Below are 14025 nucleotides of genomic sequence, written 5' to 3'. Positions count from 1 at the left end.
GGGCAGGTTCTCCGCACATAGTGGGACACGGATGCCAGGACCGGCGGGCTGAGCCGGAGAACGACCGCAGACGACTCAAGGGAGAGACGATGACCGACATCAAGAAGGGCCTCGCCGGCGTCACGGTCGACGAGACCGCCGTCAGCAAGGTGAACCCCGAGACGAACAGCCTGCTGTACCGCGGCTACCCGGTGCAGCAGCTGGCCGCGACGCAGCCGTTCGAGGCCGTGGCGTACCTGCTGTGGAACGGCGAGCTGCCCAACGACGATGAGCTCGCCGCGCTCCGCGCCGTCGAGCGGCAGCACCGCGCGCTGACCGACGACGTCCGGGCGGCCATCGACCTCCTGCCCGTCACGGCCCACCCGATGGACGAGGTCCGCACCGCGGTGAGCGTCATCGGCGCGCGCGAGACCGCGGGCATCGAGAACGTGATGGATGCCGTGGGCACCCCGGCCGAGAACCTCGAACGCTCCATCCGCCTGTGGGCGCAGCTGCCCGCCGTGGTCGCGTACGGGCAGCGCCGCCGTCGCGGACAGGAGCTCGTCGCGCCGCGCGACGACCTCGACTACGCGGCGAACTTCCTGTGGATGACGTTCGGCGAGGAGGCTGCGCCGGTCGTCGTCGAGGCCTTCACCCAATCGATGACCCTGTACGCCGAGCACTCCTTCAACGCCTCGACCTTCACCGCGCGCGTGATCGCCTCGACCCTGAGCGACCTGTACTCCGCCGTCGTCGGCGCGATCGGCGCGTTGAAGGGTCCGCTGCACGGCGGGGCGAACGAGGCCGTGCTGCACGTGTTCACCGAGATCGGCTCGGCGGAGAACGTCGGGCCCTGGCTCGACGCCGCGCTCGCCGAGAAGCGCAAGATCATGGGCTTCGGCCACCGCGTCTACAAGCGGGGCGACTCGCGCGTGCCGACCATGAAGGCGGCCCTCGACACGCTCGTCGCGCACTACGACCGACCCGATGTCGCCGCCCTCTACGACGCGCTCGAGTCCGCGTTCGTCGGACGCAAGGGCATCTACCCGAACCTCGACTACCCGTCGGGTCCGGCGTATGCCCTCATGGGTTTCGACACCCTGACCTTCACCCCGCTGTTCGTCGCCGCCCGCGTGACCGGCTGGACCGCCCACATCCGCGAGCAGCAGGCCTCGAACGCGCTCATCCGACCGCTCTCGGCGTACGTCGGTCCCGACGAGCGGCATGTCGAGGGATACGTGCCGGATGCCGCCGACACCGAGATCCAGGACCGCCCCGAAGAGGCGGCGGGCTGATGTCCGCGCAGAAGATCGTCCTGGTCTCGGGCGCGCGCACGCCGATCGGCTCGTTCGGCGGCGCCCTGTCGGGCGTCGACGCCTTCGAGCTCGGGGCCGTCGCCGTCGAGGCCGCCCTGGCCCGCGCCGGTGTCGCGAAGGAGGACGTGGACGAGGTCGTCATGGGCTGCATCGCCCAGAACGGCCCCGACGCCTACAACGCCCGCCGCGTCGCGCTCGCCGCGGGGCTCCCCACGCGCGTGCCCGCGTTCACGGTCAACCGCCTCTGCGGCTCCGGGCTGCAGGCCATCTGGTCGGCTGCCCAGGAGCTGCGGTGGGGCGGTATCGACGTCGCCGTGGCCGGCGGCGACGAGAGCATGTCGCGCACCCCGTTCCTCGACTACGGCTCCCGCGGCAACGCGCGGCTCGGCGACCGGACCCTCCTCGACGGCACGCTCGCGATCCTGACCGACCCGTTCAGCGGCCGTCACATGGGCACGACCGCCGAGGTCGTGGCATCCCGGTACTCCGTCTCCCGCGAGGAGCAGGACGCCTTCGCCGTCGAGAGCCAGCGACGGGCATCGACGGATGCCGCCCGCGCGGCGTTCGCGGAGGAGATCGTCCCCGTCATGACCGGCGGGAAGCGCCCGGTCGAGGTGTCCGTCGACGAGCACCCACGGCCCGGGACGACCCTCGAGACGCTGGCCGGTCTGCGGCCGGCGTTCGAGAAGGACGGGTCGGTCACCGCGGGCAACTCCTCGGGCATCAACGACGGCGCCGCCGCCATGGTGCTCCTCCGGGAGGACGACGCGCGCGAGCGGGGTCTGACGGGCCTGGCGACGATCGAGGCGGTCACCACCGCGGGGGTCGACCCCGAGATCATGGGGTACGCCCCGGTCATCGCGCTGCAACGGCTGTGGGAGCGGACGGGACTGACGCCCGCCGACGTCGACGTGATCGAGCTGAACGAGGCGTTCGCGGCGCAGGCGGTGGCGGTGATCCGCGACGCGGGACTGGACCCGTCGAAGGTGAACCCCTACGGCGGTGCCATCGCCCTCGGCCACCCGGTCGGGGCGACGGGCGCGATCCTCACCGTGCGCGCGGCCCTCGACCTGCAGCGCCGCGACCTCGAGTACGCCGTCGTCACGATGTGCATCGGCGGCGGCCAGGCCCTCGCCGCGCTGCTGCGGCGATACTGACGGCCCGCCGCCGGCGTGAGGGTCTTTTTTGCACCGGGGCGGCTCGGGCGCGACGGGATCGTCCGGGAATACTGGGGCGTATGAGTGTCTTCCTTCTCGGCGGCGGTCGCGACATCGCCCGCTGCGGCGATCTGCTGAGGCCCTTCGTCCTCGAGGCGCGGGAGCGGGCCGGCGGCAGGACGCCCCGGATCGCCGTCCTGCTCGTCCGGGAGGCGGACGACGACTCTTCGGTCGCGCGCTTCTCGGCCGTGCTGGAGGCGGCGGGGGCGACGGCGGCCGAGCTGCGGGTCACGGCGATCGTCGAGGGCGACCGGTTCGCCCCGGACGTGCTCGATGCCGACGCGGTGTTCGTCGCAGGCGGGCTTACGCCGGCGTACCAGGAGGCGGTCCGGGGCATCCGGGATGCCGTGACCGACCGTGTGCGCGACGGGATCCCCTACGCGGGCTTCTCGGCCGGCTCGGTCATCGCGGCCGGCCCCGCGCTCGTCGGCGGCTTCAGGGTGGGCGGCGTCGAGGTCGCGTCGGAGGACGCCGGCGAGGAGCTCGACGAGGTCGAGGTGCGCCCCGGCCTCGGGCTGCTGGACTTCGCCGTCGACGTGCACGCCGCGCAGTGGGGGACGCTGTCGCGTCTCGTCGCCGCGGTCGACGCGGGTCTCGTCGCCGAAGGGGTCGCGATCGACGAGCACACTGCCCTGGTGATGTCGGCGCAGGCGGGCCCGGCCGTCCGCGGCAGCGGGCAGGTCTGGCGCGTCGAGTCCGCGGCATCCGGAGTCCGGGTCGAGGTCATCCGCGCCTGACCGGCGCACGTCTCCGGGAGGGATGTGCGGGGATGCCGCGCGTCGGCGAACGGGAACGGCCCCCACCCGAGAGGGGTGGGGGCCGTTCCGGTGCCGGGCGTCAGGCGGTGCGGCGGCGGCGCAGCCCGAAGGCGAGACCGCCCGCGATCACGAGCATGCCGCCCGCGAGGGCGATGCCCCAGGGCGTCTCCGCACCGGTCACCGCGAGGGCGCCGGGACGGACGACCTCGATGGCGACCGGGGGGAGCACCGTGCCGTCGGCGCGCGTGATGACCACCGTGTGGGCGCCGGTCGCGAGCGACGAGGGCACGTTCACCCGGAAGGTCACCACGCCCGACGCGTCGGCCGCGGGGATCCCCGTGATCACGGTCGGCGTGCTGTTCAGCGTCGCCGTCAGCTGCTCGCCGGCGTTCAGCCCCGTGACGCGGATCGTGAACGATCCGCCCTGCTCGACGCGCGTCGCGCTCGCGGTGACCGTCACCGAGGCGGGGGACGTGGTCGGCTGCGCGGTCGGCGCCGGGGTGCCCGGCGCTGGCGTGGTGCCGGGGTCCGGCGTGGTGCCCGGGTCCGGGGTCGTGCCCGGGTCCGGCGTGGTGCCGGGGTCCGGCGTGGTGCCCGGGTCCGGCGTGGTGCCGGGGTCGGGGGTCTCGGTGCCCTCGTCGACGGGTGTCTGGCCCACGAGGTAGGCCCGGCCCAGGGGCGACGGGGCGACGACCTTCTCCGCAGCGAAGTAGTCGACGGTCGCCTGCAGGTCGATCTGACCCGAGTCGGCCTTGCCCGTGCCCTGCGCGAAGGCGGTGAAGTTGTCACCGCCGGCCGCGAGGAACGAGTTCGTCACGACGCGGTACGAGGCCGCCGGGTCGATCTCGGTCCCGTTCAGCTGGATGGACACGATGCGCGAGCCCGCCGCCGCGTTCGGGTCGTATTCGAAGGTGAAGCCCTTCGAGACGCCGAGCGCGAGCACCGGACGGGACGCCCCGGCCGGCTGCCACTGCTGCTCGAGGACCGTCTTCAGCTGCGCGCCGGTCAGCGACAGCGTGACCAGGGTGTTGCCGAAGGGCTGCACGTTCGCGGCCTCGCGGTACGACACGGAGCCGTTGTCGGTGCCGAACAGCAGGTCGGCGCGCAGGCCGCCCGGGTTCATCATCGCGATCTGCGCGTCCTGCCCGTTGTACGCCGGGTTCTCGCTCGTGGCCCACAGGTAGACGTCGGCGACGGTGTTGCCGAGCGTCGAGTACGACCCGCGGTCCTCGCCGCCGGACGCGTTCTTCGCACGGGTGATGTCGGCCGTGATCCTGCCGACCTCGACCTGCCCCTTGACGTCGGCCGTCTTCTTGGCCTGCGCCACGATGGCGGCGGTGGCGGCCTGCGGGTACGCGATGTACTGCCCCACGGTGCCGTCGTACAGCGAGGTCACGCCGGGCGTGATCGAGACGAGCTCGCCCTGGTCGTCGAGGTCGATGTCGAGCGAGCCGAGGTTCGTGCCGTACTGGCCCGCCTGGATGACGGGGCGGTCGCCGATCGTGCACGCGTACTTCTGGTGCGTGTGCGCCGAGACGATCGCGTCGATGTCGCTCGAGGCGCCGCGGACGAGGTCGCCGTAGTCGCCGCTCTCGGTCGCGATGGCGGTGCAGTCGGTGCCCTCGGAGCCCTCGTGGGCGAGCAGCACGACGATGTCGGCGCCGGCCGCGCGGGCGTTCTTCGCCTCGCGGTTGGCGGCCTCGACCTGGTCCCCGAACTCGATGGTCGAGATCTGCGACGGGTCCACCATCCCGGCGGTCTGCTCGGTGACGGTGCCGACGAAGGCCACCTTTGTCCCGTCGACCTCCGCGATCGTGTACGGCTTGAGCGCCGGGGTCTTGGTGCCCTTCAGGTACACGTTCGCCCCGAGGGCGAAGTCGCTCTTCGCGCCGTCGTTCGCGCCGTAGCGCGGGATGACCCGCTCGGTGAGGTCGGCGAAGCCGCGGTCGAACTCGTGGTTGCCCACGGCGCTGGCGTCGAGGCCGGCGCTCTTCAGCGCGTCGATGGTCGGGTTGTCCTGGTCGATGAACGACTCGAACGCGCTCGCGCCGATGTTGTCGCCCGCCGACACGAACAGGGTGTTCGGGTTCTGCTGACGGTACTTCTCGACCGCGCCGGCCAGGACGGCCGCGCCGGCGACGCCCCCGGTCTCCTGGAGGAGGCGGCCGTGGAAGTCGTTGACGGTGAGCACGCGCAGGTCCGGCGTCTTCGGCTGCGTCGGGCGCACCTCGAAGACGGTGGTCGACCCGGAGACCTCGTTGCCCGTGACGAGCAGCGGCGTGCCCGTGGGCGAGCGCAGCGCCGAGACGAACGCGATGCCCTCGGGTCCGAGGTCGCCGGCGGCGGCGGTGGTGACATCGGCCGAGGCGTTGCGGTTGTTGACGTACGTGACGTAGGTCGCGTTCTTGGGGTCGGTGATGTCGTAGACCATCACGCCACCCGCGCGCTCCAGGCCGATGAAGGCGTAGGTGCGGCCGTCGACGACCCCGATGGCGACGTTCTCCGGCTCCGGACCCTTGTCGTCGGAGCGGTCGTCGACGGTGTTGTTGTCGTTGGAGACGTTGAACAGCTGCGGGGCGACCTCCTTCAGCTTCTTCTCGAACTGGCCGCCCGAGTCGAAGACGAGCTGGCCCTTGGTGTCCCAGATCGAGAACGACCGGCCGCCGTAGGCGTAGAGGTCGCTGTAGCAGCCGTCGGCGGTCTTGCCGAGGTCCGTGACGACCTTGAGGCGACCCAGCTCCGCGTCCGCGGTCTTCGTCGCGAGCGGCGAGGCGGCGCAGATCGCGCCCAGGCCGTTCTTGCCGAGGTCCTTCACTCGGGCCTCGTCGATGAACGTGCCCCACTCGCGCCCGTCGCCCTCGTTGGCGGTGACGAGGTAGGTGGACGCCTTACCGCCGACGGTCGCGGAGTACGCGGCGATGCCGTCGGGCATGTAGAGGCCCTTCAGGCCCGGGTAGGTGCGGATCTGGCTCGCGCCGTCGCGGTCGCTGGGGTCCAGCCCCGCGACGCCGTAGTCCTTGTACCCGAGCGGAAGGATGCCGGTGACGTCGGCCTTGGCCAGGTCGACGGTCGCGATGGCGTTCGCCTCCTGCAGGGCGACGTACGCGGTGGTGCCGTCGACGGTGATGTACTCCGGCTCCAGGTTGCGGCTGACGCGGTTGGCCGACAGCGGCGTGGTCCCCTGGTCGGGGGCGGCGACGTCCGGTCCGAACACGCGCACCTTCGGGTCGAGGGTCTTGGACCCGCCCTGCTCGAACGCGGTGAAGCGGGCCGTCTTGACCGCGCTCTGCGCGGGGGCGGCGAGGGCGGAGGTCAGCGCGACGACGCCGACCGAGCCCTCGGGGTCGACCGAGAAGTCGGCCGCCGGCTCGCCCTCGTTGGCGACGACGGCGTAGAGACCGTCCTTCGAGAACGTGACCATGTCGGGCAGCGCGCCGACGGTGACCTCGCCGAGCTTCGCGGCCGCGACGTCCGTCGCGTTGGCGTCGAAGAAGACGAGGTGGCCCGGGTCGGTCTTGACGGACGCCTCGAACGCGATGACGCCGAGGCCGTCGTCGCGGACGGCGACCGAGTTGGCGGTGCCGGCCGAGGCGATGTCGTACAGCTTCACCGGCTTCTTCGGGTCGCGGTTGTCGAGCACCGTGACGGTGCCCGCCTGCGCGTTGACCACGAACAGGCGGTCGCGGTACGGCTGGACAATCTCGGCCGCCGACTTCTTGTACACACCGGTGTCGTACGAGCCGAGCGGGGTCAGGCCGATCGCGGCGCCGGCGGCGCTGTCGCTGATCGGCTGGGGGACGATGGCGGCGGAGGCCGCCGTGGCGCTCGACAGGGCGAGCGCGCACACCGCCGCGGTCGTCGCGGTGAACGCGACGGCACGACGAAGGAAGGGCGAAGGCATGCGTGTCCTCGGAGGGGTCGGGTGGATCGACCGCCGTCAGGCGCGACGGTCGCGACGATCCTGTCGCGAGGCGGTGACCACGGGGTGAACGGCGGACGAACGCGCCGGTCGGAGGGAGGGGAGTGGCATCCATGTCCCTCCATACCCCTAGGAAATAGTAGGACGTCCAGGTAAACTCGACCGGGCGACGACGCCGTCGCTCCCCGAAGGAGAGCCGCATGGACACGACCCCTGCTCCCGCCCTCGCCGCCCTGTCCGCCGACGAACGCGCCGCCATCCTCGACGCCGTCCGCGACTTCGCCGCGACCGAGCTCGCCCCGCACGCCCTGGAGTGGGATGCCGCCCGGCACTTCCCCCGCGACGTGCTGCGCCGCGCCGGGGAGCTGGGACTCGGCGGCGTCACGGTCCGCGAGGACGTCGGCGGGACCGGCCTCGGCCGCACGGACGCCGTCGCGGTCTTCGAGGAGCTCGCCTACGGCGACCCGGCCATCGCCGCCTACGTCACGATCCACAACATGGTCGCGTGGATGGTCGACGCCTATGGGTCCGAGGCGCAGCGGGAGCGCTGGCTGCCGGGTCTCGTCGCCATGGACGACCTCGGCGCCTACTGCCTCACCGAGCCGGGTGCCGGGTCCGACGCCGCCGCCATCACCACGTCGGCCATCCGCCACGGCGACGAGTACGTCCTCACGGGGGTCAAGCAGTTCATCTCCGGCGCCGGCGAAGCATCCGTCTACGTCGTCATGGCGCGCACGGGCGAGCCGGGTACCCGCGGCATCAGCGCCTTCCTCGTCCCTGCCGGGTCGGCGGGACTGTCGTTCGGCCCGCACGAGAAGAAGATGGGCTGGAACGCGCAGCCGACGCGGCAGGTGATCCTCGACGAGGTGCGGGTCCCCGCGGAGAACCTGCTCGGCGGAGAGGGGCGCGGCTTCTCCCTCGCGATGACGGCGCTGAACGGCGGTCGTCTCAACATCGCCACGTGCTCCCTCGGCGGCGCGCGCTGGGCGCTCGAACGGTCGGTCGCCTACGTGCACGAGCGCTTCACGTTCGGCGAGGCGCTCGCCGAGAAGCAGTCCGTCGTCTTCGCCGTCGCCGACATGGCGACCGAGCTCGAGGCCGCGCGTCTGCTCGTCCGCGACGCCGCCGCCGCCCTCGACGCGCACGCCCCGGATGCCGCCACGCGGTGCGCCATGGCCAAGCGCTTCGCGACGGACGTCGGCTTCCGCGTCGCGAACGAGGCGCTGCAGCTGCACGGCGGCTACGGCTACCTGCAGGACTACGGCATCGAGAAGGTCGTCCGCGACCTGCGGGTGCACCAGATCCTCGAGGGCACGAACGAGATCATGCGGCTCATCGTCGGCCGCAGCGTGCTGGCCGCGTGACGGCGCCCCGGCGGACGGCCGCGGAACCCCCGCGCGTCGCATACGGGGATATGCGACCATGCGACAGCGGGACAGCCCGCGCCGACACGACGGGAGTGACATGACCGAGCAGCACACCGGTGACCGCAGCACCGCCTACGAGACCATCCGCACGGAGCAGCGCGGACGGGTCGGCTGGATCACCCTCGACCGGCCGGAGGCGCTGAACGCTCTCAACACCCGCTCGATGATCGAGGTCGTCGCCGCCGCCACTGCGTTCGACGATGCGCCCGACGTCGGCGCGATCGTCGTCACCGGGTCCGAGAAGGCCTTCGCCGCCGGTGCCGACATCAAAGAGATGGAGGCGAAGTCCGGTCTGGACATGACCCTCACCGATCATTTCGGCGCGTGGTCGCGCTTCGCCACCGTACGGACGCCCGTCATCGCGGCGGTCTCGGGCTACGCCCTCGGCGGCGGCTGCGAGCTCGCGCTCATGTGCGACGTCGTCCTCGCCTCGGACCGCGCGAAGTTCGGGCAGCCGGAGATCCAGCTGGGCGTCATCCCGGGGATGGGCGGCACGCAGCGCCTCGTCCGCGCGATCGGGTACTACAAGGCGGCCGAACTCGTCCTGACGGGGCGGATGATGGATGCCGCCGAGGCCGAGCGTGCAGGACTCGTCTCGCGCGTGGTGCCCGCGGCCGACCTGCTCGACGAGGCCGACCAGGTCGCCCGCACCATCGCCGAGAAGCCACTGCCCGCGCTCTACGCGGCCAAGGCCGCGCTCGACGTCGCCCTGGAGTCCACGCTGGCCGAGGGCCTCCGCTTCGAGCGGCAGGCGTTCTCGTCGCTGTTCGACACCGCCGACCAGAAGGAGGGGATGGCGGCGTTCCGCGAGAAGCGGTCGCCGTCGTTCACGCACCGATGAGCGGTACGGCGGGGGTGGACGGGCGATCCGGTCAGAGCGGGTCGGGGACCGGCATCGGGTCGGCGAAGTCGCCCGCTCCCTTGCGGAAGCGCGCGATGATCCGCACGAGGGCGACCGCGTCGTCGTCGCCCAGTCCGAGGTCGGCGAACACGCCGTTCAGCGCCGCCGTCGCTGCGTCCACCTGCCGCCGGCCCTCCGCGGTGAGCACGAGCAGAGCGGCGCGGCCGTCCGTCGGGTGCGGCTCGCGGGTGACGAGCGCGTCGCGGACGAGACGGTCGACGGTGTTCGTCACGCTCGTCGGGTGGACCTGGAGGCGGGCGATCGCGCTGGCCATCGGCATCCGTCCCTCCCGCGTGAAGGCGAGCAGACGCAGCATCTCGAACCGCGAGAACGACAGGTCGAACGGACGGAGGGCGCGGTCGATGGATGCCATCAGCAGCTGGTGCGCCCGGATGACCGAGGTCACGACGGTCATGCCGTCGGCCGCGTCGTCCCACCCGTGCGCGAGCCACTGGCGCTTCGCCTCGGCGATCGGGTCCACCGGCAGTCGTCGCGTCATCGGTCCTCCTCGTCCCTCACGGTACCGCGCGGGCGGCGGACGGCGATCGGCCGTGGCCGTCCGACGGCGGGGCCACGGGGGAGAGGCATCCATCCGAGGGAAGGGAACGCGTCGATGAGGATCGCGGTGCTCGTCAAGGAAGTGCCCGACACCTGGGGCGAGCGGCGGCTCGACCTCGAGACCGGGCTCGTGGACCGCGGGGCGTCCGCCCCCGTGCTCGACGAGATCGGTGAGCGGTCGGTCGAGGCGGCGCTCGCGTACGCCGACGCGCATCCGGGCACCGAGGTGGTCGTCGTGACCATGGCTCCCGAGAGCGCCGCCGCCACCGTCCGGAAGGCGCTCGCGATGGGGGCGACCTCCGCGGTGCACGTCGTCGACGAAGGCCTTCGCGGGGCCGACCTCGGGCTGACCGCCGAGGTGCTGGCCGCGGCGGTGCGCCGCGTCGACCCCGCCCTCGTCATCGCGGGGAACGTCTCGACCGACGGCGGAGGCGGCGTGCTGCCGGCGATGATCGCCGAACTGCTCGGGATGCCGCAGCTGACGGCGCTCGCGACCCTCGAGGTCGGCGATGACGAGGTGGCGGGCGACCGTCTCACCGATGCGGGGACCATGCGGGTACGGGCGCCGCTGCCGGCAGTGGTCTCGATCACGGAGGCCCTGCCGGAGGGGCGGTTCACGACCTTCAAGGGGATCATGGCCGCGAAGAAGAAGCCGTACGAGACCCTCACGGCCGCCGACCTCGGCATCGAGGTCGACGACCCCGCCGTCGCGCGCTACATCATGCTGTCCGTCGCCGAGCGCCCGCCGCGGGAGGCCGGGACGAAGATCGTCGACGAGGGCGACGCCGGGCGTCGCCTGGCCGACTACCTGATCGCGGCGGGGGTGGCGTGATGGGTCCCGTCGTCGTCCTGCTCGAGATCCTGCCGTCCGGGGCGCTCGCCGCGACCTCCGCCGGGCTGCTCGCCGCCGCCGAGCGTCTCGGCGAGCCCGTGGCGCTCCTCGCCGGACCCGCCGAGGTCCTCCCCGCCGCCGCGGAGGCGGCCGCCGGCCTCGGCGCCGTCCGCGTCCTCACGTCGGCGGTCGACCCGAGCCTGCTCACCGGCCCGGTGGTGGACGCGCTCGCCGCCGCCGTCGATCGGGTGCGGCCCGAGGCGGTGCTCGCCGCGAACGCGGTCGAGCCGCGCGACGCCGTGGCACGTCTCGCCGCGCGCCTGCGGCTCCCGCTCGCCACGGACGTGGTGGGGGTGTCGCGGGACGAGCTCGGCGTCGTCGCGCAGCACTCCGTCTTCGGCGGTGCGTTCACCGTCGACGGGGCGCCGACGTTCGGCACGCTCGTCGCGACGCTCCGACCCGGAGCCGTCACCGACCGGCTCGGGCCGCGACCGCTCGTGCAGGAGAGCCTGGGCGTCGCGGCATCCGGGGTCCCGTCCGCCCGGGTGGAGAGCTTCCGCGAGACGACGGCGCCGTCGTCGCGTCCGGAGCTGCGCGGGGCGGCGAAGGTGGTCGCCGGGGGCCGGGGCGTCGGATCGCGGGAGAGCTTCGCGCTCGTCGAGCAGCTGGCGGACGTGCTCGGGGCGGCCGTCGGCGCATCGCGGGCGGCGGTCGACGCCGGGTACGTTCCCGTCGCGCATCAGGTAGGGCAGACCGGGGTCTCGGTGTCGCCGCAGCTGTACATCGCGCTCGGCATCTCCGGAGCCATCCAGCACCGCGCGGGCATGCAGACCGCTAGCACCATCGTCGCCGTCGACAAAGACCCCGAGGCCCCGATCTTCGCCATCGCCGACTTCGGTATCGTCGGAGACCTGTTCACCGTCGTCCCCCAACTCATCAGCGCGCTCGAGGCCCATAAGAAGTAGATGGCGTCCACACCCCGCACCCCGCGTCGCGGGCTGCCGCGCGTCCCCGGTGGGGAGCCCTGGCCGCCCGCGGCATCCGACGCGCCGGGCCCGCAGGGGTCCGCCGAACCGGCCGTCGTGGAATCGGAGGACCGCGCCGGAATCGGACGCAAACCGGCCGCAGATCCGAATGCGGCGCCGGTCTCCGATTCCGCGGGCGTGGGGGCGGTGGCATCCGGAGTCCCCGGCGCTGAGCCGGTCTCCGATTCCGCGGGCGTGGGGGCGGTGGCATCCGGAGTCCCGGAAGCGGGGCGGAGGGATGCCGCGAGCCCGGGCGTGCGGCGAGGACTGCCGCGCGAGCCGGGGGGCGAGCCGTGGCCGCCGATCTCGCAGATCCGTCCCGATCTCGCAGATGCGCGGGGGGATGCGGCGCGCTCCGTGCCGTCGTCCGAGGATCGAGCCGCCGCGCCCCGTGCACCGCTGACCCTGCCGCGGACGGTGCGGCCGGGGGTGGCGGCATCCCTGCCTCACCCGCCGAAGCGCGAGCCGCGCACGATCGGGCCCTATACACCGGTGCAGTGGGCCGGCTCCCTCGCGGTGCTGGGGACGCTGGCGCTCGTGCTCGTCGCGCTCGTCGTCGTCATCGCGCGCGTGCTGCTCTCGCTGCCGTCGGGGCAGGCGTTCCTGGCCGCGTACCCGGGGGAGTACCCCCTGCCGGACGCCGCTCCGGTCGGCATCCCGGCGTGGCTGAACTGGTCGCACTTCCTCAACAGCTTCTTCCTGCTGCTGATCATCCGCACCGGCTGGCAGGTGCACCGGGAGAAGCGGCCCGCCGCCTTCTGGTCGCCGCGCGGCAACAAGCGTCGCCGCATCAGCCTGGCCCTGTGGTTCCACCAGTCGCTCGACATCCTCTGGATCGCCAACGGCGTCCTCTTCGTCGTGCTGCTGTTCGTCACCGGGCAGTGGATGCGCATCGTGCCGACGTCGTGGGACGTCTTCCCGAACGCGGTGTCGGCGGCGCTGCAGTACGCCGCTCTCGACTGGCCGACCGAGAACGGCTGGGTGAACTACAACAGTCTGCAGCAGCTGTCGTACTTCGCCATCACCTTCGTGGCGGCCCCGGTCGCCATCGTCACGGGGGTGCGCCTGTCGGGGGTGTGGCCGAGGGATGCCGAAAGGCTGAACCGGCTGTTCCCGGCCGAGTGGGCGCGCAAGCTGCACTACCCGACCATGCTGTTCTTCGTCGCGTTCATCGTGGTCCATGTGACCCTGGTCCTCGCCACGGGCGCCCTGCGGAACCTCGACCACATGTACGCGGCGCGCGGATCGGTGGACGCCGACGCGTTCGCGGGCGATCCGACCGGGCTGCTGATCTTCGCGGCATCCCTCCTCGTCATGGCCGCGGGATGGGTGGCGGCGCGCCCGTCCGTCCTGATCCCGATCGCGCGCCTGTTCGGCGACGTGAAGCAGCGCTGACCCGGGCGGTCAGCGCGGGGCGCGGGCGCGGAGGCCGGCGACGATCACGTCGACCCCGAAGGCGAAGTCCGCGGATGCCGTCGACGCGCGGCCGTCGTCCAGACGTGCGCCGGCGCTGTCGTACTGCATCCGCTGCTGCTCGTGCCAGGCGTGCCCGAGCACGAAGTGGAGGAGCGTCGTCGCCGCGCGGTCGGCGTCCGCGGCATCCACCCCGTCCTGTCGGACCGCCCGGGAGAGACGGTCGCGGGCGGTCGATCCGCCCAGGCCCAGCGCGAGGGTGCTCGAGACGACCTCCGCCCCGTCGCGATAGGCCAGGAGGGCGTCGCGCAACGCGGCGGCCTCGCGGGCGACGGAGCGGATCCCGGATGCTGCGGGGTCCGCACCGTCGTCCTCGGACGCCGACCCGCGACCCGCGGCACCGCCGTCGGCGTCCGACGCGCTGTCGGCGGGGTGGGTCGGCCGCCCCGGCGTCATCCGCGCGACGATCCGGTCGGACAGCTCGGCGAGCAGCGTCTGCTTGTTCGCGAAGTGCCAGTACAGGGCACTGGGCTGGACCTCGAGAGCGCCGGCGAGGCGGCGCATCGTCAGGTCGGGGAGTCCGTGGTCGTCGAGGAGGCGGAGAGCCGTCCGGGCGACGTCGTCGGCCGTGTATCCGCGGGATGCCATCCGGTGAGTATAGTGAACGCCGTTCAGTGAAC

General features: G+C 72.7%; 11 protein-coding genes. 8 read left to right on the top strand and 3 right to left on the bottom strand.

The window, feature by feature from the left end; genetic code table 11:
* The first annotated feature begins 89 nt into the window (after positions 1 to 89).
* The 3 genes from ACO03V_RS01050 to ACO03V_RS01040 all read left to right on the top strand — a co-directional run bounded on the left by ACO03V_RS01050 (position 90) and on the right by ACO03V_RS01040 (position 3249).
* The gene (locus ACO03V_RS01050; RefSeq protein WP_423136285.1) at positions 90 to 1274 is read left to right on the top strand and encodes a bifunctional 2-methylcitrate synthase/citrate synthase; all 1185 of its coding nucleotides are present in this window, start codon (positions 90 to 92) and stop codon (positions 1272 to 1274) included.
* Positions 1274 to 2452 (top strand): thiolase family protein, encoded by a 1179-nt coding sequence (locus ACO03V_RS01045; protein ID WP_423136284.1) that lies wholly within the window; start codon positions 1274 to 1276, stop codon positions 2450 to 2452. The genes ACO03V_RS01050 and ACO03V_RS01045 overlap by 1 nt, the downstream gene beginning before the upstream one ends.
* Before the next feature lie 80 nt (positions 2453 to 2532).
* Entirely contained in the window at positions 2533 to 3249 is a 717-nt protein-coding gene (locus ACO03V_RS01040; RefSeq protein ID WP_423136283.1) for a Type 1 glutamine amidotransferase-like domain-containing protein, read from the top strand.
* A 100-nt stretch (positions 3250 to 3349) separates the two neighbouring features.
* On the opposite strand, the gene ACO03V_RS01035 is transcribed toward ACO03V_RS01040, so the two are convergent.
* Entirely contained in the window at positions 3350 to 7171 is a 3822-nt protein-coding gene (locus ACO03V_RS01035; protein WP_423136282.1) for a choice-of-anchor I family protein, read from the bottom strand.
* 218 nt (positions 7172 to 7389) lie between these two features.
* On the opposite strand from ACO03V_RS01035, the gene ACO03V_RS01030 reads away from it, so the two are divergent.
* Positions 7390 to 8553 carry an acyl-CoA dehydrogenase family protein gene (locus tag ACO03V_RS01030; RefSeq protein ID WP_423136281.1) on the top strand — a complete coding sequence of 388 codons (1164 nt, stop codon included), beginning with the start codon at positions 7390 to 7392 and terminating at the stop codon, positions 8551 to 8553.
* 100 nt (positions 8554 to 8653) lie between these two features.
* Complete coding sequence (locus ACO03V_RS01025) at positions 8654 to 9457, top strand: enoyl-CoA hydratase-related protein (RefSeq protein WP_423136280.1); 804 nt, start codon at positions 8654 to 8656, stop codon at positions 9455 to 9457.
* A gap of 31 nt (positions 9458 to 9488) precedes the next feature.
* Here ACO03V_RS01025 and ACO03V_RS01020 read toward each other — a convergent pair whose 3' ends face one another.
* Positions 9489 to 10016, bottom strand: coding sequence for a MarR family winged helix-turn-helix transcriptional regulator (locus ACO03V_RS01020; RefSeq protein ID WP_423136279.1), 528 nt, complete (start codon positions 10014 to 10016; stop codon positions 9489 to 9491).
* A 114-nt stretch (positions 10017 to 10130) separates the two neighbouring features.
* Between ACO03V_RS01020 and ACO03V_RS01015 the strand changes: the two genes are divergently transcribed.
* The 3 genes from ACO03V_RS01015 to ACO03V_RS01005 are packed head-to-tail and all read left to right on the top strand — an operon-like array spanning position 10131 to position 13327.
* Positions 10131 to 10907, top strand: coding sequence for an electron transfer flavoprotein subunit beta/FixA family protein (locus tag ACO03V_RS01015; protein ID WP_423136278.1), 777 nt, complete (start codon positions 10131 to 10133; stop codon positions 10905 to 10907).
* A complete protein-coding gene (locus tag ACO03V_RS01010; RefSeq protein ID WP_423136277.1) occupies positions 10907 to 11872 on the top strand; it encodes an electron transfer flavoprotein subunit alpha/FixB family protein in 966 nt (321 codons plus the stop codon). The genes ACO03V_RS01015 and ACO03V_RS01010 overlap by 1 nt, the downstream gene beginning before the upstream one ends.
* Complete coding sequence (locus tag ACO03V_RS01005; protein WP_423136276.1) at positions 11873 to 13327, top strand: cytochrome b/b6 domain-containing protein; 1455 nt, start codon at positions 11873 to 11875, stop codon at positions 13325 to 13327.
* 9 nt (positions 13328 to 13336) lie between these two features.
* Here ACO03V_RS01005 and ACO03V_RS01000 read toward each other — a convergent pair whose 3' ends face one another.
* Positions 13337 to 13993, bottom strand: coding sequence for a TetR family transcriptional regulator (locus ACO03V_RS01000; RefSeq protein WP_423136275.1), 657 nt, complete (start codon positions 13991 to 13993; stop codon positions 13337 to 13339).
* Positions 13994 to 14025 lie beyond the last annotated feature (32 nt).

This window comes from Microbacterium sp. HMH0099 (genome assembly GCF_049384025.1).
Classification (GTDB): Bacteria; Actinomycetota; Actinomycetes; order Actinomycetales; family Microbacteriaceae; genus Microbacterium.
This window is presented reverse-complemented; position numbering and strand designations above follow the sequence as displayed.